The sequence below is a fragment of the Bacillus sp. UNC322MFChir4.1 genome, assembly GCF_000746135.1.
Classification (GTDB): Bacteria; Bacillota; Bacilli; order Bacillales; family Bacillaceae_G; genus Bacillus_A.
Window position 1 is genome coordinate 251,544 of the sequence record NZ_KN050809.1, and the last position, 24,418, is coordinate 275,961.

The following is a 24,418-nucleotide window of genomic DNA, read 5'->3' on the forward strand; positions in this document are numbered from 1 at the left end:
TTTTCCTTACGAGCGCGGTGTTTCCATATATGTATAAATGATCTTTCCATCATGCTGTGCGTTACCTCGAAAATATTTAAAGTCTTCTCGCGCTACTAAAACTTCGCGAAATGTATAAAACACTTCTTTTGTTACAATATATTCTTGTATTTCTTTATTTTTAAGCTGATCTAAAATTATATTTACTTGTTGTTTATCCATACAAATCACCTCTCTGTCGTATTCTTATTTCACGACTACCTTTGAATATATCCAATAGATCCTATTTCAGCAAATCATTTTTTATCCCGCATTAACGGGCAATAATACTCCCGCCTCAAAATTCAGTGGATGCATTGTCCAGCTCTAGCGGCTAGAATCTCCGGCCGTTTCGCCCCCTCGGACGAGGCAAAAAGCGCCTCTCTGTCAGGGGCGTGGGCGTCCTGCGATTCTGAGCGAGCCGCTTCCGCTTTTCTTAAGAAGTAAGGTGGGAGATAAACTGCCCGTAAAAGCCCGATTGGTGAGGGCTGATAATCAGTGGGGGATGAAGAAAACCCCCACTGATTAAAGTTTCACTTTATCGTGCTCCCTCTTATGATACAATAAAATAGATATTAGGAGGGGTAACATGATTCGGAAAGCAAAACAAACAGATGCTAAAGCAATTTCTCCTTTATTGTACAACGCACTTCATGAAATTGCTGAAAAATTGACAGGCGGCACAAACGAAACGGAAGTTCTAGAAGGTTTAGAATATTGGTTTACGAAAAAGCAAAACCGACTCAGTTATGAAAATTGTTTTGTTGCAGAACGAGATGGAAAGGCTGTTGGTATTATTGTATCCTACCACGGAAGTGACGCAACGAAACTAGATAACAAAATCGTAAATCGATTACGAGATGTGAAACAAGATTCTTCTATTATATTAGAAAAAGAAGCAGAAGAAGATGAATATTATATTGATACTTTATCTGTTTCTTCTAAATATGGCGGACAAGGTATCGGTTCAAAATTAATTTCTACAGCTGAAACACATGCTCAAAAAAAGGGGCATGAAAAAATTGCATTACTAGTAAACTTAGAAAACAAATCTGCGTTTTCTCTTTATAAAAAACTCGGTTATAAACAAGATAACACACTTTCACTTGTGGGCGAACCATATGCTCACTTAATTAAACAAATATAATAAAACGGCACAATTAATCATAATTGTGCCGTTTTATTATGGAGTATGATACTTATCTTACTTTATGTATATGTTACAAATACATTCCCTTCCATTACTTCATGGAAAGTATAAATTGTACATCCAAACGGCTCATTATGAAATTGCAGTGGTCCACGCCAGCCCCGCGTACGTAACTCTTTCCCTATCATCGTATTAAAATAACTATGCCCAATAAGGCTAATCCGCTGATATACATTGGCATACCCAACTAACATATCGGCTGCTTGTTTCGCTCTTCTTTGTACTTCTATATAAGATTCAACATCCTTCGAATAACCAACCGTCCAAAATGCTCGGCCTAAAAAAAGCCATACTTCTGGTTTACACTTTATCCAATTCGGAACAGGTAAACTTGAAGGAACAGCAGCTTCGCGAAAAAGGGCATTCTGTATAAACATAACGCTGCTAGTCAACATCGCCCCTGATTGAACAGCTATTTTTTGATCACTTGAAACGATAAATTTAGAGGATTCTACCACTTCTATCGTTTCAAGTGGAATTTCTATTTCTCCCACAATACCTTCATGCTCGTATCTTTGCTGCCATACTTGAAATTCCTGCATTGTAATCGCTTTCTTTTGAACACTAGAGCTTCCATGACGTATGAAAGAAATTTGCATCTTTCTCACTCTCCGTTCAACATTTTTCTACATATATATCCATTTTAATTTTTCGCCATCTTTGTCTAGACGGGCCTAAACAGTCGGCTCCGCACAATACAACATGACCGCTACCTGCTGCTTTAAACCTTGCCGAAGGCCCTGACCGTTGCTATGCATAGCCAGATGCTCTCGCCCCCTAAAAAAAGTAAGGGTTTTTATGTCGATTTATTTAGAAACACACTTATATCATCCAGCACTTCCATCTTCATGACTAGAATAAGAAGAAATGCTATCAGCTCCCTCATAGTATATGTATGTTTCATGTTCACGAATCATTTTTAATTTCGTATATGCAAATAAAAACAACACAATAGCTATAAAGCTTCCTATAATCTCAAATACCATATAATCGTCTCCGTTTCATAACACTCCTATATTCACCTTACAATAAATACGAGATTGATACTATAAATTAATTGTGAAAAATTAGGATTTTTTTCAAAAAAATATCATGGAAACATTTACAAAATGGGAAATTTCGTTCACAATAAAGAAAAATACAAAAAACGAAACTTGTTCTCTTTTTCGTAAAAATGTAACAGGGAGAGTTGCTTATGAAAATCGCAGAAGCTGGAGATATCATTGAATTTAAAAACGGTTTACAAGGGCGCGTTCAAAAAGTAAATAAAAACTCCGTTATCGTTGATGTAACAATTATGGATAATTTCAGAAATTTAGATATGGAACCTCTTACTGTTGTAAATCATAAAAACTATAAAATTCTTACACGACATACATAGAACACTAGAAAAGAGGGGGCAAGCCCCCTCTTTTCTTAACGATTATCTACTGTTTCTGGATATAAATCATGATTCATTAAACGATATTCAGCCATTTTTTCATATTTTGTACCAGGGCGTCCATAGTTACAATATGGATCAATCGAAATACCGCCGCGTGGTGTAAATTTGCCCCATACTTCAATATAGCGTGGATCCATTAGTTTAATTAAGTCATTCATAATGACATTCATACAATCTTCATGGAAATCTCCATGGTTGCGGAAACTAAATAAATATAATTTTAAAGATTTACTCTCTACCATTTTTTGTTCCGGAATATAGCTAATATAAATTGTCGCAAAATCTGGTTGTCCTGTTTTTGGGCATAAACTTGTAAACTCTGGACAATTAAATTTTACAAAATAATCGCGATTTGGGTGATTATTATCAAACGTCTCTAAAATTTCTGGGCTATATTCAAATAAATATTTTGTATTTTGATTTCCTAATAATGTTACATCTTTTAAATCTTCATCTTTTCTTCCAGTCATCTAAAATTCTCCCTTCACTTATACACCGCGTTTATTCCCCCACACTAAAGCGTGGAGCTGCGGTAATACTTTCGCATCATTCATTTCCTTACATTGCACTGCTTTATCAATAAGCCACTCATATTTCATAAGAAGACGCTCAATTAATGAAGTATCATCCGTCGTCTTCGTATCATCATTGCCAACTTGCAAGAAAAACGGAACGTGCGGATAACGTTCATGCACTTCTTTTGCGTATACAAAATCTTGATCATCAAATACAACTACTTTTAGGCTTATATTTTTTCCATCTAACTTATCTATAATAGAATCTAACATAGCAAAATTCGTTATCATTGTTGAGCTCGGTGGTTTTGGCGAAATTGTTACTTCGTCTATAGCAAGTAACCAATCTTGCCACTTACTTCCTTGCGTTTCAACTGCTGTACGAATCCCCTTTTGTTGTAATAACGAAATGAATGCCCCTAAATGCTTTAACAAGGCAGGATTCCCACCTGAAATCGTTACATGCGAGAAATTTTCTCCACCAATTTGCACTAGTTCAGAAAAAATCTCTTCTGGCGACATTTGACGAATTTGCTCTTTTGCCGAACCATCCCATGTAAATGCAGAATCACACCAGGCACAGCTATAATCACAACCTGCTGTGCGAACAAACATTGTTTTTTGCCCAACAACCATTCCTTCTCCTTGAATTGTCGGCCCAAAAATCTCTAACACAGGAATGTTACTCACCCATCATCCACTCCCGTCTTACTTCTGCATAGCTTGTTGGTGTTTCAAACAGGCGCACAAACTCAACACGCGCCCCTTTATATTCATTTTGCCTGGCACCTTTTGTTAACGCCTCTTCCATTTTCTCAAAAATCCATACAACCATATTTTCAGCAGTTGTATTCATAGCTGGAAGTGTTTCATTTAAGTAACGATGATCTAAATATATTTCAATTTCATTTTTCCAAATTTCCTTTATATCACCAAAATCAATCGCTAGACCAATTTCATTGACATAACCACTAATTCCGAAAATTACTTTATACGTATGGCCATGAAGGTTTTTACATTTCCCTTCATAACAGTGCAAATGATGGGCAGCATCAAATGTAAATTCTTTGCTCACCATAACACGCTTATTATGATACTTTAGTTGCTTACGCTCAATGTCCTGATCTATTTTTTGTAAATTTTCAACAATGCGAAATCCAAAGAAGTCTTGTGTCATTATGCTTTCGCTCCTTCACGCTCTTGTACATACTTATCAAGTCCTGCACTGCGAAGCTGACACGCTGGACATTCACCGCAACCATCACCAATCACTCCGTTATAGCACGTTAACGTTTTTTCACGGACAAATTCAAATGCTCCAAGTTCGTCTGCCAATTTCCATGTTTCAGCTTTATCAATCCACATAAGTGGTGTATGAATAACGAATGGATAATCCATCGATAAATTTAGTGTAACATTTAGCGATTTCACAAACACATCACGGCAATCTGGATAGCCGCTAAAGTCTGTTTCACACACACCTGTTACAATATGGCGTGCCCCTACTTGTTTCGCTAACACAGCTGCAAACGATAAAAACAATAAGTTACGTCCATCCACAAATGTCGACGGCAACTCGCCATCTTCATGGGTAATTTCCATATCTGTACGCGTTAACGCATTAGGAGCGAGCTGGTTTAACAAACTCATATCAAGCACAGTATGCTTTACACCTAATTCTTTTGCGATTTCTGCCGCACAGTCGATTTCGAGCTTATGACGTTGATTATAATTAAACGTCACTGTTTCTACTTCTTCAAACTGTTCTAGCGCCCAAAATAAACATGTTGTACTATCTTGACCACCACTAAAAACAACAACTGCTTTTTCCTTTTTCATTTCACTCATTCTCCTCTATTCTCGATTCCAAGAAGAAAGAGCGTTCTTGAACTGTCATACTAAAAAAAACAAAACAATACCTAAAAGGATATTGTTCTCTTCATAGTTTTTTATAGAGGGAGTTCGCGAACCTCTCCCATGCTAGGCATGGATTGTCTTCTTTAACTTTCACATTACATTGTAACATACCGAGTAGATGTGTGAAAAACGTCTATTTTTTCTGTTTTTTCAAAAAATAACATTTCATTTTCTTCCATATTAATAGTATGATAATTTTATATATCAAACCTTTTATTTCTCGGTACAAGGAGGTTTTTAACCTGAAGCTTTTTATTATGTACCTCTTCATAAATATATTATTTATTTTAGTTACAATGTTAATTTATCACTCATTTTGGAGTGAAAAGGGAAATCGCTCTCCAAAGCTCAATTCGTTTGTATTTATTCTCTCCTGCAGCATTATCACTATTGTTTGTATGTCATTTGCTGCAAAAGTTGATTACGGTTTTCAATTTGACTTCCGACATATCGTGCTCGTTGTCGGAACATTATCGGGAGGACCAATAGCAGGCGGTGCCATTTTAGGTGTTATGAACCTTTATCGTTTTTTTATTGGCGGCAGCGGCTTCATACCTTCACTTATTGCCTCTATTATTTTGTACATTTTTCTCTTTACTACATACAAAATATATATAAAAGGGAAAATCAAAACAAAAATGTATTTAGCTTTTTTCTACAGCCTTATTTACGGTATTGGCTGGATTCCCTATTTTCTATCTATCGTTCCAAACCCAAAGGACTATACATCTTATTTTATTATATATGAGTTATGCACAATTATAGGAACGATCTTAATTTTATACTTAATGGACGTTTTACAATCACAAGTCCGTTTTGCAAAAGAACTTGTGAACGCCGAAAAATTTCAACTCATCGGTGAAATGGCTGCTTCTATTTCACATGAAATTCGAAATCCACTTACATCAACAAGAGGATTTCTTCAATTGCTACAATCAAAAAGCCATTCAGAACAAGAAAAACTGTTATATTTAGACATCGCTATGCGCGGTATTGATCAAGCAAACCATGTATTAACAGACTACTTAACATTTGCAAAACCAAGTATTGAAAAAGTCCAAATATTACAGTTGGAAGAAGAATTACTTCATGCAATTACGCTCATGACTCCATTAGCAAACCTTTCTAACGTTTGTATACATTATACGAAACAAAGTAAAACATTTTATATAATGGGAGAAAAACAAAAGCTCAATCAATGCCTTTTAAACATTATAAAAAACTGTATTGAAGCAATGCCAAATGGCGGGGACCTTACAGTTACTGTAACACCTGCTAATAAACACATCCAATTACATATTCAAGATACAGGAATCGGTATGGACGCCGAACAAGTAAAACGCCTTGGTTCACCTTTCTATTCTACAAAAGAAAAGGGAACAGGTCTTGGAATGATGGTTGTCTTTAGTATTATAAAAGCAATGAACGGAAAGATTGACATCTCTAGCAAGAAGAACATCGGAACAACTTTTCTTCTTACATTCCCCTTAACGAAAAAAACGTGATGCAGGTGCATCACGTTTTTTTCGTTTCCTCTACAAGTTCCGCAAAAGCCTTCACTTTCCCATGCTGCGGCGGCTGTTCTTTTCGCGCTTTCCATTGCCTTTCTTGCTCCCGTTTTTTATTTCCCATTATTTCAACTCCTTTTCAGATGTCCTTATATATGTTCCAACATATGAAGGAGGAATATACATATACTGAGTGGTACAAAAACGATAAAAAATCCATCAGCTAGTTAATCAACTGATGGAAGTTTCACTTTATCTTTGTAAAATTGCATGTTTCGCTTCTTTTAATTGTGTTAGATGACGCTGTTCATGTAAATCTAAAAATTGCACCCATTGATATAAATTAAGCTCATCAAGTACAGGATGTTTGAGCGATTTTTCGAATAGTTCTTTTTCATTTACAATACTATGAAGAACATGTAACAGCTTTTCTCTTGAACTTTGCAGCAATTGTATCATTTGTGTTTTTTTCATTAATGTTTCTGTTGGTTGCATTTGTTGAGGGGCTTCTCTCTTTCTTGTTCGATCGAGTGTAACTTGAAGGTCTTTTGGCGGAACAACTTTTCTTTCAGTTTTATGAAGTCCATATACTATAGCAGATGTAACGGATTGTTCAACAAGGTGAAGGTGATGTAACACTTGCATAATGCTCCATTTATCACGGCGTGGTTTCATATTAATTTCTGTATCGCTTAACATTTCAATTTCTGATAAAATCATTTGTCTCGTAGATGCCATTCCACGTAACAACGTTTCCATATTCATATTTGCATAAGATTGCATCATAATTTATCCCCCCTTATTTTGTTAAAAAGAGGCGCTTCTATTTCAGAAACACCTCTCACTTAATTATTCTAAATTTTCTTTTATTATCTCATTTTTCCCAATTTTTGTCGATTGTAAATCTATAAAAAATAGTGAATATTTTTACAATTCTGTGTCATCTACTCCGTTTAACCAAGTATGAATTTCATCGATAACACCTTTCACACACCCATCTGCAAATGGTGATGTTAAATTTGCTACATCAACTAATTGTAAGAATGATTTACTACCACCTTGACGACAAAGATGAACGTAATCATCCCATGCCTCTTGACGATTCTCTCTAGAACGCTTCCAAAATTGGAATGCACAAATTTGTGCTAACGTATAATCAATGTAATAAAATGGTGAATTATAAATATGTGCTTGGCGTTGCCAAAAGCCGCCGCGCTCTAAATAATCATTCTCTTCGTAATCACGATGTGGTAAGTACTTTCTTTCAATATTACGCCACGCTTCTTTCCGCTCAGCTGGTGATGCTTCTGGATGTTCATATACAAAATGCTGGAATTCATCAACAGATACACCATATGGTAAAAATAGCAACGCTGAACTTAAATGTGAGAAATAATATTTCTCTACATCTTCCTCAAAAAATAATTTCATCCATGGCCATGTGAAAAATTCCATACTCATAGAATGAATTTCACACGCTTCATATGTTGGCCAGTTATATTCTGGAATTTCATAATGGCGGCTTTCATACACTTGGAAAGCATGTCCCGCTTCATGTGTTAACACATCAATGTCACCGGATGTTCCGTTAAAGTTTGAGAAAATAAACGGCGCTTTATAGTTTTCAATATATGTACAATAGCCTCCGCCAGCTTTTCCTTTTTTCGCAACAAGATCTAGTAAATTATTTTCTAACATGAAATTGAAAAATGTATTTGTCTCTTCTGACAATTCTTTATACATTGTTTTACCATGATTTACAATCCAGTCCGCATCACCTTTTGGCACTGCATTACCAGATGGATATTCAAAGTTCTCATCATAATAAGCAAGCTTTTCTACTCCAATACGAGCCTGTTGCTTTTGTCTAAGTTCAGTTGCAACAGGTACAATATAATCAAGTACTTGTTTACGGAAGTTTGCAACCATCTCTGCATTATAGTCCGTACGATACATTCTTGCATATCCAAGCTCGACAAAATTATTAAAACCAAGTTTCTTTGCAATTGTCGTTCTTACCTTTACAAGTTCATCATAAATACGATCTAACTCTTCTTCATGCTCTGCTAAATATCCATAATATGCTTCACTTGCTTGTTTACGCATATTACGATCTCTGTTCTCCATAAACGGAACAAGTTGTGATAGTGTTCGTTCTTCTCCTTCAAACACAATTTTAGCTGCCGCCAATAACTGTGTGTACCCAGAAGACAACTTGTTCTCTAACTGTAAATCTGCTACTACTTCATCAGAGTATGTTTTCATTTCAGCCTCTGCGAGTGCAAATAACTGTATACCATAATATTCTTCTAATTGTTTACGAAATGGCGATTGTGTTAATGCCTCGTAATACTTTGTCACATACCCTTTCACAATTGGTGAATATTCATCAAAGAAATCTTGTTCTTCTTTATAAAATTCATCCGTCGTATCGACACTATGACGAATGTAACATACGTTATACATCGTGCTAAAGTCATTGCGAATCTCATTAATCTGTGCAATTACTTCTTTTTGTTCTTCCATTGTTTTAGCATTCTTAAACTCTTGTAAAGTCGCTGTAAACTTATCCTTCACTTCATCCATATTTGGACGTTTGTATTCATAATTCTCAAATGACATAGAAATAGCCCCTTTCTTTTCTAAAAAACATTCCCTTACTATAATTCCATATATTTCGTAAATTCCCTTTATTCATTGGGAATTTTCACTCTACTTATTCTTATAGATACCCTTACATCAGTACGTACTAAATTCTTTCTTTATTCACTCTACATCTTAATCTATAGAAATCCATTTTGATTTTCCGGCACATAGATCGCTTGACCTGCACTCGCATGTGGCAAAAATAAGCCCTGACCGCTTTTATGCATGGGCAAACGCTCTCGCCCACCTCAAAAGAAAGAGGGTTTTTATGTCGTTTTTTCAATTTGCATTTATATAGTTACCGCCTGCAGTCACAGAAATAACAAAAAACTTTGAATGAATAGTTCAAAGTTTTTTATTATTTCTCATATTTCCCTATCTTTTTTAACAAAGCTATGAGTTGATCTTTTTCATCATTTGATAACATATGTAATGAATCATGTATGACTTCCTCATGATTCGGAAAGATATTAGAAATTAATTGTATCCCTCGTTCCGTTAAATAAGCGTAAATAACACGACGGTCATTTTGGCTAGGCTTTCGCTCAACAAGTCCTTTTTTCTCTAGTTTATCAATAACATATGTAATACTACCACTTGCAATTAAAATCCTTTCTCCAATTTGCTGCAATGGTTGAGTTCCCTTATGGTATAACAGTTCTAGTACAGCAAACTCGGTTGGATTTAATCCATTGCTTTGAATAGACTTATTGGCAGTATCCATTACAGAGCGGTGCACACGTGATAAAGCAATAAATAGTTTTAACGATTTAGAAACATCTTCTCTTTCATACTGAGATGTCATAACACTTCCATCCTTTACTAAATTTCTTTTCAAATAAAGATTATAAAAAACACTGCCCGCTTCAACATATTACAACAAAAAGCTACAAAAACACTACACATTTCAGAATGTTTTTATATAATAAATATAAAAACAAAAGGAGAAGCATTTTGAACGTAAAACTCCGCAACACATTTATATATATTTTGCTTGTTATATTGCCAACCCTTTGTATTAGTTCTCTCTTGTTTTTGTACGAAAAATATACATTGGAAAAAGAAAATAAACAAGCAGCTCATTCCGCCGTCTTTTTATATAGAGACTACTTAGATCGTTATCTAGGTGAAGCAACCTCTGCATTAGAAATGCTTGCGTTAGTTATTAGCACAAAAGCACAAAACGATACTGAAATACAACAAGTTCTCCATAGTACAGATGGAACCGTTGAACGATTTGATGGCCTGTATTATGCTCATACGGATTTGAAAGTTTCATTATCATCATCGGGATTAAAAGTTCCTATCGATATTACTGATCGTTCTTACGCAACTGAAACTTTGAACAATAAACAGACAACGGTTTCATCTGCAATTACAGATCGTGCTTCTGGCCATAAAGTGATTGTGATTTCCACTCCTGTTTTCAATAAAAACAAAGATGTTTCCGGGCTGCTATTAGCAACCCTACGGTTTGACTATATTGCAACGTCTTTAAATGCGATTAAACCAAAATATCACTTTGAAGTACTGGATAAGTATGGCGTTACATTTTTACACGATAATAATCCAAATTTTGCCCTAAGACAAACAAAACAAATGACTATTCCATTAACAAGATTACCGTGGAGCGTTGCTATTTATCCATTACCTATTAAAGAAACCATTTTATATCGTAACGTATTTACGGAAAGTTTAATAACATTATTTCTTATGACTATTTTATTTTTAGTTATAAAATACATTCTTCTAAAAAGACAAACAAAATTAGAGAGAAAGCAAAATGAATTACAAAAACTAGAATTAGTTGGTTCTTTCGCTGCAAGTACAGCTCACGAAATCCGCAATCCTCTTACAGGTATTAACGGGCTCATTACTCTTTTAAAAGAAACACATACAAATGAAAAAGACCAATTTTATTTTTCTGTTATTGAGAAGGAAATTGAAAGGATTAATGAGATTGTCAGTGAGTTCCTTATTCTTGGGAAACCAACTGCTATTATTGAAAAAACATACGATTTAAGAGACATTGTAAAAGAAGTTTCGTTAATTATTCAATCAGAGGCAAATTTACATAACGTTGAACTTTCCATACGTATGCCTGAACATTCAATTCCGATACGTTGTTCAAACGATCATATTAAACAAATTATTTTAAATATTACAAAAAATTCTTTTGAAGCAATGTCATTAGGAGATTCATTGACAATTACAATTGATGCAAGTGAAAATACAGCACAATTACAAATTAAAGACACTGGAAAAGGAATTCCTAAACACATTCAAAAACAAATTTTCCATCCGTTTTTCACAAATAAAGATACAGGAACGGGACTAGGCCTTGTCGTATGCAAAAGAATCATTGAAATTTATAATGGTCAAATTACGATTGAAAGTACAGAAAATATTGGAACAACAGTATACATTCTACTCCCGCTCTATTCACGGTAATCATCCCTTTTCTTCATGGGATGATTACTTTATAAATGTTGTCCAAATTGCATGCGATTTCTCATTGTACGTCACTTTGAAAAGTAATGTTTTTATCATTAAAAACCATTTTGATACCTTCTTCTCTTTGTAACGCTGATATTTCACAATAAGCGCGTCCAATTCTTGACTTACTTGAATTGTCTCCAAGCTATTAAATCCACTTGTAAGTCCTAAATGAATCATTTCTTCGCGCTTCACATGAATATCATACAAAAGCTTGTCCATTGTAGATTTTCTTTTTACTACAAACATGTATATCCCCCTCGATATCCTTTCATAATTTGTATTCCATCCTTATTAAGAATGAAACTTTCTGTTTCTCTCCTTATTAAGTACAAACGTTCAGAAAATTTAACATTTTCTCCCTATAATTTACAAATCTTTATCCTCACCTTGAGAATTATTACAAATTATTCTATCTTTGTAAATACATTCGCAATAATAGACATTTTTTTTATATTATTTTAATGAAAATCCCTATCAAACGGAGAATTTCTGCTTTTTACAATTTTATTTTCGACATTTTGTGCGTTTAAATTCATTCAAAACGTAAACGATAACAGTAAATTAGCAGTTACACCGCACCAACGATCTCAATTGGTTCAACTAATCATCAGGCGATGAAAGCCCCCACTGATTAAAGTTTCACTTTATTATGGATGCTTTGTATTATACGAAGGGAGAATTGTACATGCGAAAATATATAATTATTTTTTTCCTTACCGCACTACTGCCAATCGTAACTTTTTCTGTACCAGCGTCTGCTCACACAAATAAAGTAGCGATTGTCATTGATGACTTTGGAAATAATATGAAAGGAACGGAAAAAATGTTATCACTGCCTATCCCGTTAACTGTCGCAGTTATGCCATTTCTTCCATCTACAAAACAAGACGCGGCGTCTGCTCATCAAAAAGGACACGAAGTTATTATTCATATGCCAATGGAACCGGTAAAAGGAAAAAAAGAGTGGCTTGGCCCAAATGCAATTACAACCGATTTAAGTGATGCTGAAATTAAAAGTCGTATCAAACAGGCAATTAAAGAAGTTCCATTCGCAATTGGAATGAACAATCATATGGGGTCAAAAGTAACTGCTGATGAAAGAGTAATGCGCATTATACTATCCGTTTGTAAAGAGCATGGTCTATTTTACTTAGATAGTAAAACTAGTCCACACAGCGTTGTAAAAAAAATTGGCGAAGAGATCGGCGTTCCTATTGCCGAAAATAAACTATTTTTTGATGATTTATATACTTCAGCTCACGTAACGAAACAAGCCAATATTCTCTTACAAAAAGTAAGAACTGAACCTGTTATGGTAGCGATTGGTCACGTTGGGCCTCCAGGAGAAATTACATCTTCTGTCATTAAATCTTATATTCCTAAAATTCAAGAAAAGGCCGATTTTATCTTCTTATCTGATCTTGTATCGCCAATTCCACCTGTCTCTTCACAAAAATAGAGAGAGGCTTTCGCCTCCCTCTATTTCTAAATACGGTCTACATGACTAACTCGAAAACCTTTTTTCTCTAGCTTCGCCACTAACGTTTCTAACTCTTTTTGATTCAAATCATCCGTAATGTTAACAATAAGACGTCTAATATATTGATCACCATTATCTAACGTGAATAATCCTCCAATATTATACACCTTTAACAATGTGCCTAGCTCTTTAATGATTCCTTTCGATTCATGCGTCGCTAATGTCAATATATACCCACCTGTATTCATTCCAAATGAGTCCTCAATCACATCAAAAATATTAGAATGCGTTAAAATACCTATAAATTCATGATAATCATTTAGTACAGCTAAAAATGGCAATCTACGAATGGTATAAAAAGCTCTAAAGAAAGAATCCCGTTCAAAAATAAAAGCCTGCTCATTTTTCATTAGCTCAGAAACACTTTCTTTTCTTTCTTCATGCTCCTTATATTTATTCTCTAACACATCCACTTTATAAATAATACCTTTAAATGTCTTACCGTTCTCTGCTAAAACAGGAATCGCTCTATATCCACTGCGATTCATTATCTCTAAAGCTCGCCCTGCCTCTTCATTTTCGAAGCAATTGACAACTTGTTGCTTCAGAAGAAAATGATATTTAACTCGCAAAATACGTTCCTCCCCACATGATGACATGTAATCTATATATAATAAGGAGAGCCGTATTTTATGAATAAAACTTCAAAAGTAAAACGCTTTCATTTTTTTAGGGTTACTTCCTAACTGATTCCAATTCTCTTTAGGTACTTCTACCTAAAGAGGCCTATCGATTACATCACCGAACTTTTCTTTCCTTTAATCATTAACAATTTTACATGATAATTCATTAAGTACTCTAATCCCTCCAACCATTTTTTTGTTTCTTCTGGCGTTGTTCCCCAAACAATTAATCCGTAATTGTGAACAAGAACTGCTCCGCCTCCTTTTGTAAAGCAAGGCACAGTCTCTTCTAACAAATTCGCAAATTTACTTTCATCTTCTACGATTGGAATTGTAATACTTGTAATCCCTTCTTTCCCAAAAACACGTTCTACATTTCTCTGTTCAAACGTTACTTCCCCTGCTTTTCCATATAACTCTGACATTAAGTGACTATCAACTGTTTGTACTTGTAGAATACATTCCGCCTGGCTTTTTTTATAAATATCTGCGTGCATAAATGATTCAGAAGCCGGTTTCTCATCAATTGCAAATACCGGTTCACATGTACTGTTAACTACAATAAAATCATCTTCCACAAATAACCCTTTATCTTTCCCTTCTATATTAACCAAAAACGTAAGCGGATCATGTGACGTGCGCATTGATAAACTAATTTTTGTCCCATAAAACCAGTCACGAAGAGCCAATTCCATCTTAATATCCCGTAATTCTTTCCATTTTTTCAAAAACAATAACACATTGTCACCCCCGTATTGTTATCTTCTATTTCTATGTAAAAAGTAATATTTTTTGATAATTCGAAAAATTTAATTGAATTATCACATGAGAAGACAGTTTTGTCAATATGCTTTCGCCATGTTCCCTAAAAATAAAAAGAGCCCTTATTATAGAGCTCTTTTATTCATCGTAATTTGTAGCATAGCATTCTTCTCTTTCTCACTAATAATCCGTAATTTTCGCAGTATATATGCATATATAATTATCTTCTCACTCACTCTTTTCTTCACCTCTGTCCCTTCTTTCCTTCAGCCAACTTTTTTTCTATTGGTAAATTATATGAGCAGTACGGGAAAAAGTGTCCTTTTTTATGTAAATTCAAGTTCTAGTGAATGTTGTTTTTTTTTCGTATATATGCCTATACTAAACAATGTAATTTAAAATTAAAGTTGAGGGTTAAAAGATGAACATTATTATTAGTACGTTAAACGCAAAGTACATTCATACCAATCTAGCAATTCGTTATATTAAAGCATATGCCCAGCCAGAATTTGATTTAGAGATGGCTGAATATACGATTAACGATCCTGCCATGAATATTGTTACAGATTTACATAGGCGAAAACCTGATGTAATAGGCTTTAGCTGCTACATTTGGAACATAGAAGAAACAATTGAAGTCATTCAAATGCTTAAAAAGATTAATCCAAATCTGATTATTTTTGTTGGTGGTCCAGAAGTTACATACGATGTGCCTCAATGGCTAAAACGTGTTCCTGAAATCGATTTTATTATTGTCGGTGAAGGAGAACTTGCTGTAAAAAACCTTCTATTTGAAATACAAGGTTCACAACAATTTGAAAACCTTGACGGTATTGGATTCATAAAAGATGATGGCACCTATGTAATCAAACCACAGCATGAGAAATTAAATTTAAAAGAATTGCCATCTCCATATCGTTTTCCAGAAGATATCCCACATTTAAATAAACGTATTACCTATATCGAGACGAGCCGTGGTTGTCCGTTTAGCTGTCAATTTTGTTTATCTTCTATTGAGGTCGGCGTCCGTTACTTCGATCGTGAACGTATTAAAGAAGATATTCGCTATTTAATGCAAAATGGTGCACGCATTATTAAATTCGTCGATCGTACTTTTAACATTAGCCGTAGCTACGCAATGGAAATGTTTCAATTTTTAATTGATGAACACGTAGATGGAACCGTATTTCAATTTGAAATTACAGCCGATATTATGAGGCCTGAGGTCATTGAATTTTTAAATACACATGCTCCTCCAGGTTTGTTCCGTTTTGAGATTGGTGTACAATCTACAAATGATCAAACAAACGACCTTGTAAAACGACGTCAAAACTTCGAAAAATTGACAAGAACAGTTACAATGGTTCGCGATGGACAAAAAATCGCACAGCACCTAGACTTAATTGCCGGACTTCCTGAAGAAGATTATCAATCCTTCCGAAAAACATTTAATGATGTCTTTGCTTTAGGACCAGAAGAATTACAACTTGGCTTTTTAAAATTGCTGCGTGGTACAGGTCTTCGTCTTCGAGCGGATGATCATCAATATATATACATGGAAAATGCACCATATGAAATGCTTGGAAATAATGTCCTATCATTCGATGATATTATTCGAATTAAACAAGTTGAAGATGTATTAGAAAAATATTGGAATGCTCATCGTATGGACAACACGGTGTCATATATCGTATCACACGCATTCGAAACACCTTTTGACTTCTTCCAAGAGTTTGGCTCTTATTGGGATACACAAGGATGGATACGAATCGGACACCAACTAGAAGATTTATTCCAGCGTCTGTATCAGTTTCTACAATCAAGAAAAACTGATAAGCTCCATATCATTAAAGGGTTAATGACAATCGATTATTTACATAATCATAAATATCGCCCACGTAAATCATGGACAACAGAACAAAGGACAAAAGAAGAGGTAAATGCTTACTATAAAGGAATTCTAGAGCATCCAAACATTCTAGGAGACCAATTTGTTTCTCTTCAATTGACAGAAAAGGACCTATATAAACACACGATTGTAGAGCAAATACCATTTGATTACCACCATTACATAAAGCACGGTGAAATGATTTCAAATCCTTCTTTCCTTGTCGCTTACTACAATCCGAAAACGACACAATGTGAGTTATTCGCAGCTCGTGTCAGCGAATTATCAACATTAATATAAGGATAAAAAAATGAGACGTTTGTAAAAACGCCTCATTTTTTCTTGCCTTTTTTTGAATTACGATTTGCATATTTTGCAACATTTTCATTTTCATACTCAACTGCAAATTCCGCATCCGGCAAACTTTCTTTTGGCGTTTGATTGTTCTTTGCAGCTGCGTTACGACTCACCTTTCGTTTTACCATACGAAACACCCCTTAATTCTTTCTATAAAATTAATGCTTGTAGTACTAATATGGACATTGAAACTCTACCCTATAGATGGTAACTGTTAACAAGTTACGAACACACAATATGAGGAAATGCTATAAAACAGGAAGGTCTATACACCTTTCTACTTAAATACAAGTTGAAATACTGACATAAAAACCCCTTTTTTATGTAGACGAGAGCTTCTGAACTTGCATAGAAACAGTCAGGGCCTGTTTCTGCCACATGCAAGGTTTAAAACAAAAGAAGAAAGCAAGGAGCGATGTATGTGAAGAAAAACGAACCGATCGACTCTCCTATTCTTGACGAAACAATTCCGCATCAAATGAATTTTCCTTCTTTTAAAGGAACTGGCATCACGATGCAGCCACCATTCACCAATGAGTATGGCGTGATTATTGGCGATAGCCAATATAATTCAGAAAATAGCCCCCTAAACGATTGGAGTGATGATATTGACCCTGCTATTATGGCCGGAGATCAATGGATACATCCAACAAATGATATTGGCTGGATTGCTGAAGAAAATCAGGAATTACTGCAAAAGAACAATAATGATTCAGAAGATACTTTTATGCATCCTCAGTTTGGTATTAACGATTAATGTAAAAAAGGCTTCTCCAAAAGTGAAACTTTTGGAGAAGCCTTTTATTCTTATATAAGGATCTGACTAAAAAATTCACTTTTTAGTCAGATTCCTTCACTTTTCGATATGATACAGTTCAGCGGATTGACTACTTGTATGTCGAATAACGTCGAAGTGTCTTTATTTCATGTCGAATCGCCGATATATTGCAAAGAACGGTCGATAACGGAAGTCAGCTTCTTCTTATCCAACAATGACCCGTTCTTTCGGATATTTATATCGAGGAGGTCTCTCTCTTCCCCCAATTACCCATATGAACGTTAAAATACCAATCCGTCCGATAAACATAAGCACAATTAATACTAACTTTCCAATTGTTGTGAGTTCTGATGTAATTCCCGTCGATAATCCAGTCGTTCCAAATGCTGAACACACTTCTAGGACGAGGTTCAATAATGGAAATGGTTCTGTTATACATAAAATAAATATTGCTACCGCACATAGCAATGCACCCATCAATGCAACAACAAATGATTTTATAATATCCTCTTCATGTAATTGTCTCCCAAATACCCGTACATTTCTACTACCTTTTGCAAAGTTATACAATACGAGGATACAAACGGCAAATGTTGTTGTACGAATACCGCCGCCAACAGAACTTGGAGAAGCTCCAATAAACATTAATATACTCATAAAGAACAGCGTCGGCGGTGAAAATTCTTGAATATCTATCGTTGCTAGGCCGCCACTTCTGGTTGTAACAGATTGAAACAATGTATAAAATAACATTTCATGCCAGGATTTCCCGTGCAAAAAATGATTCCATTCTAACAAAAAAATAACGATCGTTCCAACAATGACTAGAGAAAAGAACGTTGTCGTTGTCAGTTTTGTAAATAACGAGAATCGAAATAATTCATGTTTCTTTTTGCCAATATATTGCTTGATCTCCATTAACACCGGAAAACCAATTGCACCTAAAATAATGAGAAACATATGAATAATTTGTACAATATAATCCTCTTGATACGGTATAAGCGATTGTCCTGTTAAATCAAATCCAGCATTCGTTGTCGCACTAACAGATGCAAAAAAACCATGGAAATACGCTTCCTTCCAGCCAGGAAAGTAATGTAAAAATCTTGTTCCTAACAAAAGTGCACCAAGCACTTCAATCGAAACGATTAATATTAAAATAGAGCGCATTAACTGAACCAGTCCTGCTAAATTCCCTTGATTTTGATCTGCCATAATTAAGCGCCGCTGCTGCAAACCTATTTTCTTCCCTGTGATCATCCAAACAAACGTCCCAAGTGCCATAATGCCAAGCCCACCTAATTGTAAAACAAGTGCTAATATCACAATACCTGCTGTATTAAATGTATCGGGAATTGACACAGTAGATAAACCGGTCACACTTACTGCACTAACAGATATAAATAAGGAATCAATGAATGTCCACTTCACTCCTGGTTTTATAACAAATGGCATGCTTAATAATATAACAGACACAATCACAGCAATGCTATAAAATACAGCGATGAGCTGTACAGGCCTTAAACGTTGTAACCATTTTCTAATAGCTTTCATTCCATCACTTCTTTAACTTTTTTTGCGGTGAAATACTTCAAAATCCGAACTACTTCCGCATGTAAACAATTCTTGAAATATTTTTGCAAATACCATACTATAAACGGTACCGTTCCCTCCATAACCTAATGCATAATAGAGATTTCCAATCGATTCATCCTCTTTCAGAATAGGCATTCCATCATGCGTTCCGCCAAATATGGCTGCCCAATAATATTCTGCTTGTATATGTTTCAACTGTGGAAATAATTTTGATGTCATTTGAACAAGAAGGTTTCTTTTATGTAGTAAATGTGTATCACCATACTTTTGTAACATAGTCGGTTCATCTAAGCCACCGATGATAATTCGATTTTTATAAGTGCGGCAATATAAATACGGACGTGCAGTTTCCCAAATTAGCGACTGCTCGTACCATCCCTCAAAGTTTGGTTGCTCATTTGTAACAATTGCATAGGAAGTTGCCAAAGTTGCATTTGCTTCTTTTTTCGTCTGTTGCGTTTCGTATCCTGTAGCTACAATAACAGCTTTAGATATAATTTTCTTTCCGTTGTTTGTATAACAGATTATATCTTTTTGAACAGATTTAATATGAACAACCTCTGTATCTTCAAAAATAGCCGCTCCATTCTTTTTTGCTTTATGAATAAGGCTATGTGCCAATACATACGGATTCACTTCCGCATCTCCTCTTGTATATAAAGCAGCTGGTTTTGTAAATGAATAACGTTTTTTTATATCTTCTTCTGTAAAAAATTCAACAGGAAAACCATATTGTTGTAATGTTTCATATTCTTCTCGTAGAAATAAAGCATCATCTTTATTACTTGCATAATACAAGCTTCCTCTACGAATAAATTCGGGATTCATATCCAATTTTGTTGCCACTTGCTCCAAAGTATTTATTGCATCATAACATAATTGATATGCACGAACCCCTTTTTCTTCACCAAATGTATGAACAAACGAAGTTAATGATTTATCGTGAGCATATTGCAACAATCCTGTATTCACAAGCGTACTTTCACTTGCAACTTTCCCTTTATCGATAACTGCCACTTGTAGTCCAATTATTGATAACATATATGCAAGATGAGCACCCGTTTCACCACTTCCAATAATAAGCACATCACATATCATATCATTTTCCAGCATTTCATAACAAGGTATAGAAATCCCTTCATTCCAAAACAATTTTCCGAATCGAAGTTTCATGAAATCTCTCCTAAAATAAAGATGCATTTCTTTGTCTTATTATTTTTCTTTATTTCCCATAAAAAAATCCAGATAGTTTTCACTAACTGGATTTTTCTATCACGCTCTAACAGCGCTATCTTCAATTTTTCTCGATTGCCAACTGCCTGTGGTTTCGCGTTATTTTGAACGTTCCTCAAGCCAATTTCCAACGGTTGGATATGTTTGTTTTACCGCTGCTTTGCCGTATACAATTGACATATGCCCCGTTGGAATACAAACATACTGCTTATCAACGCTAGAAATATGATCTAATAAAGCTTCCACTTGACATGGAAGTGCTATATGGTCACGTTTCGCAGAAATATTTAATACATTTGCCTTAATGTTTTCTAACTTCACCTGTTGGCCGCGAATCACAAGCTCACCTTTTACTAACTTATTTTTTTGATAAAACTCTCGAATCCATTGACGATATGCTTCTCCTGGAAACGGAATCCCATCTGCAACCCATTTTTGAACTAATCTCCAACTTTCTACAAACTGCTCATTTTCTGAACGATCAAGAAGTGCTACATACGGACCGACAAAATTCGAAATTGGCTTTAACATTTTATTCCCAAAATCAATCATTTCCGGAGGGATATTGCCAAATGTATCCACCGCTTTATCTAAGTTAAAATATTTCTCATCTAATAGCGGTCCATATAACCCTGTATCAGAGAAATCGAATGGACTCGTCATAAAAATTAAATTACGAATTGGCATATGCGGATGAAGTGCAGCGTAAATAGAAGTTAATGTTCCCCCCATGCAATAGCCAAGCAAAGATATTTCTTCTGCATTCGCTGTACGCAATACTTTTTTGACAGCTTTTGCAATGTAATCAAGCACAAAATCATCAAATTTCAAATGACTATCTTCTAAACCGAACGTTCCCCAGTCGAGCATATATACATCAAAACCGCGGTCTACTAAGTATTCTACTAAACTATTCCCTGGCGTTAAATCCATAATATAAGGCTTATTAATAAGAGCATAAATTAACAAAATAGGAACAGAATGTGTCTTTTCTTTCTTCGGAATGTAACGATATAACTTCGTCTTATTTTTCGTCCAAATTACCTCTTTCGGCGTTAACCCTACTTGCGGCTCTGGTTCACGAAGTAACACTTCACTCGCTCGTCTAAAGCGTTGGTATGCCTTTCGATATTCCTCTGGATACAACTCTAATTGCTTTTCCCATTCTGCTCTCAACGTTGTCATGTTCACAACTCCTTTATTTTTATTTCTTCTAGAAAGAAAGAAGCGCATACCTATCATAGACATGCACTTCTTTGTTGTTAGATTACATATATAAACCGCCATTAATATTTAATTGCTGACCTGTAATGTACGCACCATCTCGGCAAAGGTATACAACACCTTTTGCAATTTCATCAGCTTGACCGAAACGTTTCTTTGGAATTTTCGCAACAATTTGCTCACGAACGTTTTCTGGAACTTCCGCTACCATCTCTGTATCAATAAAGCCTGGGCAAATCGCATTTACTGTTACATTTGTTCTTGCAAGTTCTAATGCTAAAGATTTTGTAAATCCAATCATACCAGCTTTTGCAGCTGAATAATTTGTCTGTCCAAATCCACCAGCTTGCCCAATAATAGAAGAGATACTAATAATTCGTCCCTCTTCAGCTTCCGTTATGTATGGAAGTACAGCACTTGTTGTATTAAATACACTGCTTAAATTTACATCAATAACGCGCTCCCAATCTTCACGATTTAACTTTTTAAATGTACGATCTCTTGTAATTCCAGCATTATTAACTAAAATGTCTACTTTCCCAAAGTGCTGTACTGTTTCTTCAACAAGACGCTTTGCATCTTCTAACTTAGAAACATCTGCTTGACAAGCGTATACATCATGTCCTTCTTTTGCGAGCTCATTCACAAGGTTCTCAGCAGCTTCTTTACTGCTATTGTAGTTAATTACTACCTTTGCACCTTCTGCTGCTAGTGCCATTGTAATTGCCTTTCCAATCCCTTTTGCTCCACCCGTTACAATTGCTACTTTTCCATGTAATTGAGCCATTTTTGCTCCCCCTTTGTTATAATTTGCGGTTACATGATGGATGGATTTCGCCTAGATGTACACCGCATAATGCATGTATACATTTATAAATAATATATCGCCCTAGAAAGAGGTTCTCCCTTCCACTTTCTGAACAAATATATATTTAACGAAATTATTTTTTAGGATCTGGTTTCGCTTGTACAGCTGGCACTTGTAATTTTTCTAATATTGCATTCTGCCCCTCTAATAGCTCTAAAACTTTATCTAATTTATTTTCTAATGTTCGAATATCTTGTTTCACTTTTGTTACATCACGTTTTATTGTAGGTGATTGTCTAATGGATTCTGTATTTTCCTCCAAAAACTCTTCAATATTGTCAACTTTGTTTTCTAAATTAATAACAAGAGAAGCAACTCGTGCAATATCTTCTTGCGTTGGAATATTCACTTTCTCTAAATACCCCTTTGTTGCATCGTTCATCATCTTTTGATAAAACAAGTTCAAATCTAAAACGCTTCCCATCCATGCAGAATACTCTTCTGTCTTGACTGTTTCATTAAGCGTTTTTCCCCAAAACTTTTCTGTCTGTTCGTAAACTTCCTTCCAAGCTTGTAGTGGATCGAGTTTTTGTTCAATCAATTCTCCTACACTCCTTCATTTCGTTATTAAAACAAATAAAAACAATTGAAATAATTCAATCTATTCATTATTTTCCGATATTCTTTCAGAAAGTTCAAGGGTATATTTATTTTTTCTATTTTCAAAAAAATCAATTGACAAAAAATACAGATAGGTGTAAATTGCACATATAAGAAAAAAATCCCAATTAACTGATTCATGAGGTGATGCACAATCATGCTACAAAATGAACCAGAAAAAAAAGAAAGTTTGGAAACGGCCCAAACGAAACAACCAAACTCCATGCCGAAAAACTTCTTAGTTCCATTTCTACTTCTCTGTCTTAAAGACTGGAGTCTTCACGGTTACAAACTCATTCAAATGCTAATGGATATTGGCTTTTCTTCTATTGATCAGGGTAATGTATATAGAACTTTGCGAAAGTTAGAAAAGGAAAACCTCATATCTTCCACTTGGGATACAAGTGAAGGAGGTCCAGCAAAACGAATTTATTCTTTAACGGAATATGGAGAAGAATATTTAACTTCTTGCGCTACGTCATTTGAACAATACCAAAAGATGCTTCGTACATTTTTTAACCTATACACAAATGCGTTCTTCCCATTTTCCACAGTTTCAGTAAAGGATGAAAAATCTTCATCATCTTCTGGTGATACAGCAGATTAATCTGCGTTCACAATATGTAAAAATTTTATTTGGAGGTCAAGTCATGGAAACGAAACCACACGAACTTGTTGATACATTCTGGAAAAATTGGTCACACTCTCTTTCTTTTTTCTCTTCAGCAGGAAAACAAATGGAACAACTTACATTAGAAACGTTGAAACATCAGCAGGAGTCTTTGCATAAATTAACAGAAAGTACACAAGAAATTGAGAAAGAAATCCAGCAATTTTCAGCACAAGCAAACGCGCAATACTCTGAATACGTTAAACAATTTTCCGGAAATTCCTTCAATGAACAAATGGATGGATGGCAAGAAAAATGGAATGAACTTTCCAATCATATGCAGCAGCTAACTGTGTCTCCAACAAAAGCATCCCTATCTTTACTTTCACAAACAAGCGAACAATTCGAAGAAGCAGTAAAACAATTAATTAACCAACAACAACAACAACGTGAAGAGGTTCAAAAACAAATGGAAAGTTTTTTAGAAGAATTCAAATCCATGCAACTAGACCTCGTAAAAAAGTTCGAGGAAAACTCAAAAAATCTATTTACTTCCATGAAATAAGAAAGATGTGGCAACTG

Annotated in this window: 29 protein-coding genes and 1 riboswitch; of the genes, 9 read left to right on the top strand and 20 right to left on the bottom strand. The window is 35.0% G+C overall.

What is annotated here, in order from left to right:
- Positions 1 to 6 precede the first annotated feature (6 nt).
- Positions 7 to 201 carry a hypothetical protein gene (locus BR72_RS18525; RefSeq protein ID WP_035435414.1) on the bottom strand — a complete coding sequence of 65 codons (195 nt, stop codon included), beginning with the start codon at positions 199 to 201 and terminating at the stop codon, positions 7 to 9.
- Between the two features lie 406 nt (positions 202 to 607).
- Here BR72_RS18525 and BR72_RS18530 point away from each other — a divergent pair, with 406 nt between their 5' ends.
- The gene (locus tag BR72_RS18530; protein WP_035435416.1) at positions 608 to 1,165 is read left to right on the top strand and encodes a GNAT family N-acetyltransferase; all 558 of its coding nucleotides are present in this window, start codon (positions 608 to 610) and stop codon (positions 1,163 to 1,165) included.
- 62 nt (positions 1,166 to 1,227) lie between these two features.
- On the opposite strand, the gene BR72_RS18535 is transcribed toward BR72_RS18530, so the two are convergent.
- Together BR72_RS18535 and BR72_RS26805 are read right to left on the bottom strand one after the other, a co-directional pair.
- Positions 1,228 to 1,827, bottom strand: coding sequence for a hypothetical protein (locus BR72_RS18535; RefSeq protein WP_035435418.1), 600 nt, complete (start codon positions 1,825 to 1,827; stop codon positions 1,228 to 1,230).
- Between the two features lie 228 nt (positions 1,828 to 2,055).
- A complete protein-coding gene (locus BR72_RS26805; RefSeq protein WP_035435420.1) occupies positions 2,056 to 2,214 on the bottom strand; it encodes a hypothetical protein in 159 nt (52 codons plus the stop codon).
- A gap of 209 nt (positions 2,215 to 2,423) precedes the next feature.
- Here BR72_RS26805 and BR72_RS18545 point away from each other — a divergent pair, with 209 nt between their 5' ends.
- Entirely contained in the window at positions 2,424 to 2,609 is a 186-nt protein-coding gene (locus BR72_RS18545; RefSeq protein ID WP_035435422.1) for a YkvS family protein, read from the top strand.
- Positions 2,610 to 2,644: 35 nt separating this feature from the next.
- Here BR72_RS18545 and queF read toward each other — a convergent pair whose 3' ends face one another.
- From queF to queC, 4 genes are read right to left on the bottom strand one after another with little or no spacing between them, the layout of a single operon-like run.
- Positions 2,645 to 3,142 carry a preQ(1) synthase gene (queF, locus tag BR72_RS18550; protein WP_035435424.1) on the bottom strand — a complete coding sequence of 166 codons (498 nt, stop codon included), beginning with the start codon at positions 3,140 to 3,142 and terminating at the stop codon, positions 2,645 to 2,647.
- 18 nt (positions 3,143 to 3,160) lie between these two features.
- A complete protein-coding gene (gene queE, locus BR72_RS18555) occupies positions 3,161 to 3,877 on the bottom strand; it encodes a 7-carboxy-7-deazaguanine synthase QueE (protein WP_035435426.1) in 717 nt (238 codons plus the stop codon).
- Positions 3,870 to 4,364 (bottom strand): 6-carboxytetrahydropterin synthase QueD, encoded by a 495-nt coding sequence (gene queD / locus BR72_RS18560; RefSeq protein WP_035435428.1) that lies wholly within the window; start codon positions 4,362 to 4,364, stop codon positions 3,870 to 3,872. The genes queE and queD overlap by 8 nt, the downstream gene beginning before the upstream one ends.
- The gene (gene queC, locus BR72_RS18565) at positions 4,364 to 5,026 is read right to left on the bottom strand and encodes a 7-cyano-7-deazaguanine synthase QueC (protein ID WP_035435431.1); all 663 of its coding nucleotides are present in this window, start codon (positions 5,024 to 5,026) and stop codon (positions 4,364 to 4,366) included. The genes queD and queC overlap by 1 nt, the downstream gene beginning before the upstream one ends.
- 96 nt (positions 5,027 to 5,122) lie before the next feature.
- Positions 5,123 to 5,166, bottom strand: a riboswitch (PreQ1 riboswitch).
- A gap of 234 nt (positions 5,167 to 5,400) precedes the next feature.
- Here queC and BR72_RS18570 point away from each other — a divergent pair.
- Positions 5,401 to 6,609 carry an ATP-binding protein gene (locus BR72_RS18570; RefSeq protein WP_035435646.1) on the top strand — a complete coding sequence of 403 codons (1,209 nt, stop codon included), beginning with the start codon at positions 5,401 to 5,403 and terminating at the stop codon, positions 6,607 to 6,609.
- Between the two features lie 10 nt (positions 6,610 to 6,619).
- Here the strand turns inward: BR72_RS18570 and BR72_RS27185 are convergent, their stop codons facing one another.
- The 4 genes from BR72_RS27185 to BR72_RS18590 form a co-directional block, all read right to left on the bottom strand.
- Positions 6,620 to 6,736 carry a DUF6254 family protein gene (locus tag BR72_RS27185; RefSeq protein WP_035435434.1) on the bottom strand — a complete coding sequence of 39 codons (117 nt, stop codon included), beginning with the start codon at positions 6,734 to 6,736 and terminating at the stop codon, positions 6,620 to 6,622.
- Positions 6,737 to 6,864: 128 nt separating this feature from the next.
- Positions 6,865 to 7,398 carry a DinB family protein gene (locus BR72_RS18580; RefSeq protein WP_035435436.1) on the bottom strand — a complete coding sequence of 178 codons (534 nt, stop codon included), beginning with the start codon at positions 7,396 to 7,398 and terminating at the stop codon, positions 6,865 to 6,867.
- A 141-nt stretch (positions 7,399 to 7,539) separates the two neighbouring features.
- Positions 7,540 to 9,234: a M3 family oligoendopeptidase gene (locus tag BR72_RS18585; RefSeq protein ID WP_035435438.1), complete on the bottom strand. Its 1,695-nt coding sequence runs from the start codon at positions 9,232 to 9,234 to the stop codon at positions 7,540 to 7,542.
- Between the two features lie 382 nt (positions 9,235 to 9,616).
- Complete coding sequence (locus BR72_RS18590) at positions 9,617 to 10,063, bottom strand: MarR family winged helix-turn-helix transcriptional regulator (protein WP_035435440.1); 447 nt, start codon at positions 10,061 to 10,063, stop codon at positions 9,617 to 9,619.
- A 149-nt stretch (positions 10,064 to 10,212) separates the two neighbouring features.
- Here BR72_RS18590 and BR72_RS18595 point away from each other — a divergent pair, with 149 nt between their 5' ends.
- Positions 10,213 to 11,709, top strand: coding sequence for an ATP-binding protein (locus BR72_RS18595; protein ID WP_035435442.1), 1,497 nt, complete (start codon positions 10,213 to 10,215; stop codon positions 11,707 to 11,709).
- 24 nt (positions 11,710 to 11,733) lie between these two features.
- Here the strand turns inward: BR72_RS18595 and BR72_RS18600 are convergent, their stop codons facing one another.
- Positions 11,734 to 12,003, bottom strand: a complete 270-nt coding sequence (locus tag BR72_RS18600) for an aspartyl-phosphate phosphatase Spo0E family protein (RefSeq protein ID WP_035435446.1) — start codon at positions 12,001 to 12,003, stop codon at positions 11,734 to 11,736.
- A 439-nt stretch (positions 12,004 to 12,442) separates the two neighbouring features.
- Here BR72_RS18600 and BR72_RS18605 point away from each other — a divergent pair, with 439 nt between their 5' ends.
- On the top strand, positions 12,443 to 13,216 hold the full coding sequence (locus tag BR72_RS18605; protein ID WP_035435447.1) for a divergent polysaccharide deacetylase family protein: 774 nt from the start codon (positions 12,443 to 12,445) through the stop codon (positions 13,214 to 13,216).
- Between the two features lie 26 nt (positions 13,217 to 13,242).
- Here the strand turns inward: BR72_RS18605 and cbpA are convergent, their stop codons facing one another.
- Both cbpA and BR72_RS18615 read right to left on the bottom strand, forming a co-directional pair.
- Positions 13,243 to 13,869 carry a cyclic di-AMP binding protein CbpA gene (gene cbpA, locus BR72_RS18610; RefSeq protein ID WP_035435450.1) on the bottom strand — a complete coding sequence of 209 codons (627 nt, stop codon included), beginning with the start codon at positions 13,867 to 13,869 and terminating at the stop codon, positions 13,243 to 13,245.
- Positions 13,870 to 14,030: 161 nt separating this feature from the next.
- The gene (locus tag BR72_RS18615) at positions 14,031 to 14,660 is read right to left on the bottom strand and encodes a class II aldolase/adducin family protein (RefSeq protein ID WP_035435451.1); all 630 of its coding nucleotides are present in this window, start codon (positions 14,658 to 14,660) and stop codon (positions 14,031 to 14,033) included.
- A 443-nt stretch (positions 14,661 to 15,103) separates the two neighbouring features.
- Between BR72_RS18615 and BR72_RS18620 the strand changes: the two genes are divergently transcribed.
- Positions 15,104 to 16,870 (top strand): B12-binding domain-containing radical SAM protein, encoded by a 1,767-nt coding sequence (locus BR72_RS18620; RefSeq protein WP_035435453.1) that lies wholly within the window; start codon positions 15,104 to 15,106, stop codon positions 16,868 to 16,870.
- A 32-nt stretch (positions 16,871 to 16,902) separates the two neighbouring features.
- Here the strand turns inward: BR72_RS18620 and BR72_RS26810 are convergent, their stop codons facing one another.
- Positions 16,903 to 17,055 (bottom strand): hypothetical protein, encoded by a 153-nt coding sequence (locus BR72_RS26810; RefSeq protein WP_035435455.1) that lies wholly within the window; start codon positions 17,053 to 17,055, stop codon positions 16,903 to 16,905.
- A gap of 293 nt (positions 17,056 to 17,348) precedes the next feature.
- On the opposite strand from BR72_RS26810, the gene BR72_RS18630 reads away from it, so the two are divergent.
- The gene (locus tag BR72_RS18630) at positions 17,349 to 17,684 is read left to right on the top strand and encodes a DUF3905 domain-containing protein (protein WP_035435456.1); all 336 of its coding nucleotides are present in this window, start codon (positions 17,349 to 17,351) and stop codon (positions 17,682 to 17,684) included.
- A 225-nt stretch (positions 17,685 to 17,909) separates the two neighbouring features.
- On the opposite strand, the gene BR72_RS18635 is transcribed toward BR72_RS18630, so the two are convergent.
- From BR72_RS18635 to phaR, 5 genes are all read right to left on the bottom strand, one after another.
- The gene (locus tag BR72_RS18635) at positions 17,910 to 19,259 is read right to left on the bottom strand and encodes a TrkH family potassium uptake protein (RefSeq protein WP_035435457.1); all 1,350 of its coding nucleotides are present in this window, start codon (positions 19,257 to 19,259) and stop codon (positions 17,910 to 17,912) included.
- A 12-nt stretch (positions 19,260 to 19,271) separates the two neighbouring features.
- Positions 19,272 to 20,474: an NAD(P)/FAD-dependent oxidoreductase gene (locus BR72_RS18640; RefSeq protein WP_035435459.1), complete on the bottom strand. Its 1,203-nt coding sequence runs from the start codon at positions 20,472 to 20,474 to the stop codon at positions 19,272 to 19,274.
- A 159-nt stretch (positions 20,475 to 20,633) separates the two neighbouring features.
- The gene (phaC, locus tag BR72_RS18650) at positions 20,634 to 21,719 is read right to left on the bottom strand and encodes a class III poly(R)-hydroxyalkanoic acid synthase subunit PhaC (RefSeq protein ID WP_035435464.1); all 1,086 of its coding nucleotides are present in this window, start codon (positions 21,717 to 21,719) and stop codon (positions 20,634 to 20,636) included.
- Positions 21,720 to 21,801: 82 nt separating this feature from the next.
- The gene (locus BR72_RS18655) at positions 21,802 to 22,545 is read right to left on the bottom strand and encodes an acetoacetyl-CoA reductase (protein WP_035435466.1); all 744 of its coding nucleotides are present in this window, start codon (positions 22,543 to 22,545) and stop codon (positions 21,802 to 21,804) included.
- Positions 22,546 to 22,699: 154 nt separating this feature from the next.
- A complete protein-coding gene (phaR, locus tag BR72_RS18660; protein ID WP_035435468.1) occupies positions 22,700 to 23,167 on the bottom strand; it encodes a polyhydroxyalkanoic acid synthase subunit PhaR in 468 nt (155 codons plus the stop codon).
- 216 nt (positions 23,168 to 23,383) lie between these two features.
- On the opposite strand from phaR, the gene phaQ reads away from it, so the two are divergent.
- Together phaQ and phaP are read left to right on the top strand one after the other, a co-directional pair.
- A complete protein-coding gene (gene phaQ / locus BR72_RS18665; protein ID WP_035435470.1) occupies positions 23,384 to 23,833 on the top strand; it encodes a poly-beta-hydroxybutyrate-responsive repressor in 450 nt (149 codons plus the stop codon).
- Between the two features lie 43 nt (positions 23,834 to 23,876).
- Entirely contained in the window at positions 23,877 to 24,401 is a 525-nt protein-coding gene (phaP, locus tag BR72_RS18670) for a polyhydroxyalkanoic acid inclusion protein PhaP (protein WP_035435471.1), read from the top strand.
- The last annotated feature ends 17 nt before the right edge of the window (positions 24,402 to 24,418 follow it).

Excerpts from the sequence above, each read along its gene's own strand:
- BR72_RS18525 (WP_035435414.1), bottom strand. The coding sequence starts at position 201 with ATGGATAAACAACAAGTAAATATAATTTTAGATCAGCTTAAAAATAAA.
- BR72_RS18530 (WP_035435416.1), top strand. The coding sequence starts at position 608 with ATGATTCGGAAAGCAAAACAAACAGATGCTAAAGCAATTTCTCCTTTA.
- BR72_RS18535 (WP_035435418.1), bottom strand. The coding sequence starts at position 1,827 with ATGCAAATTTCTTTCATACGTCATGGAAGCTCTAGTGTTCAAAAGAAA.
- BR72_RS26805 (WP_035435420.1), bottom strand. The coding sequence starts at position 2,214 with ATGGTATTTGAGATTATAGGAAGCTTTATAGCTATTGTGTTGTTTTTA.
- BR72_RS18545 (WP_035435422.1), top strand. The coding sequence starts at position 2,424 with ATGAAAATCGCAGAAGCTGGAGATATCATTGAATTTAAAAACGGTTTA.
- queF (WP_035435424.1), bottom strand. The coding sequence starts at position 3,142 with ATGACTGGAAGAAAAGATGAAGATTTAAAAGATGTAACATTATTAGGA.
- queD (WP_035435428.1), bottom strand. The coding sequence starts at position 4,364 with ATGACACAAGACTTCTTTGGATTTCGCATTGTTGAAAATTTACAAAAA.
- queC (WP_035435431.1), bottom strand. The coding sequence starts at position 5,026 with ATGAAAAAGGAAAAAGCAGTTGTTGTTTTTAGTGGTGGTCAAGATAGT.
- BR72_RS18570 (WP_035435646.1), top strand. The coding sequence starts at position 5,401 with ATGTTAATTTATCACTCATTTTGGAGTGAAAAGGGAAATCGCTCTCCA.
- BR72_RS27185 (WP_035435434.1), bottom strand. The coding sequence starts at position 6,736 with ATGGGAAATAAAAAACGGGAGCAAGAAAGGCAATGGAAAGCGCGAAAA.
- BR72_RS18580 (WP_035435436.1), bottom strand. The coding sequence starts at position 7,398 with ATGATGCAATCTTATGCAAATATGAATATGGAAACGTTGTTACGTGGA.
- BR72_RS18585 (WP_035435438.1), bottom strand. The coding sequence starts at position 9,234 with ATGTCATTTGAGAATTATGAATACAAACGTCCAAATATGGATGAAGTG.
- BR72_RS18590 (WP_035435440.1), bottom strand. The coding sequence starts at position 10,063 with ATGACATCTCAGTATGAAAGAGAAGATGTTTCTAAATCGTTAAAACTA.
- BR72_RS18600 (WP_035435446.1), bottom strand. The coding sequence starts at position 12,003 with ATGTTTGTAGTAAAAAGAAAATCTACAATGGACAAGCTTTTGTATGAT.
- BR72_RS18605 (WP_035435447.1), top strand. The coding sequence starts at position 12,443 with ATGCGAAAATATATAATTATTTTTTTCCTTACCGCACTACTGCCAATC.
- BR72_RS18620 (WP_035435453.1), top strand. The coding sequence starts at position 15,104 with ATGAACATTATTATTAGTACGTTAAACGCAAAGTACATTCATACCAAT.
- BR72_RS26810 (WP_035435455.1), bottom strand. The coding sequence starts at position 17,055 with ATGGTAAAACGAAAGGTGAGTCGTAACGCAGCTGCAAAGAACAATCAA.
- BR72_RS18635 (WP_035435457.1), bottom strand. The coding sequence starts at position 19,259 with ATGAAAGCTATTAGAAAATGGTTACAACGTTTAAGGCCTGTACAGCTC.
- BR72_RS18640 (WP_035435459.1), bottom strand. The coding sequence starts at position 20,474 with ATGAAACTTCGATTCGGAAAATTGTTTTGGAATGAAGGGATTTCTATA.
- phaC (WP_035435464.1), bottom strand. The coding sequence starts at position 21,719 with ATGACAACGTTGAGAGCAGAATGGGAAAAGCAATTAGAGTTGTATCCA.
- BR72_RS18655 (WP_035435466.1), bottom strand. The coding sequence starts at position 22,545 with ATGGCTCAATTACATGGAAAAGTAGCAATTGTAACGGGTGGAGCAAAA.
- phaQ (WP_035435470.1), top strand. The coding sequence starts at position 23,384 with ATGCTACAAAATGAACCAGAAAAAAAAGAAAGTTTGGAAACGGCCCAA.
- phaP (WP_035435471.1), top strand. The coding sequence starts at position 23,877 with ATGGAAACGAAACCACACGAACTTGTTGATACATTCTGGAAAAATTGG.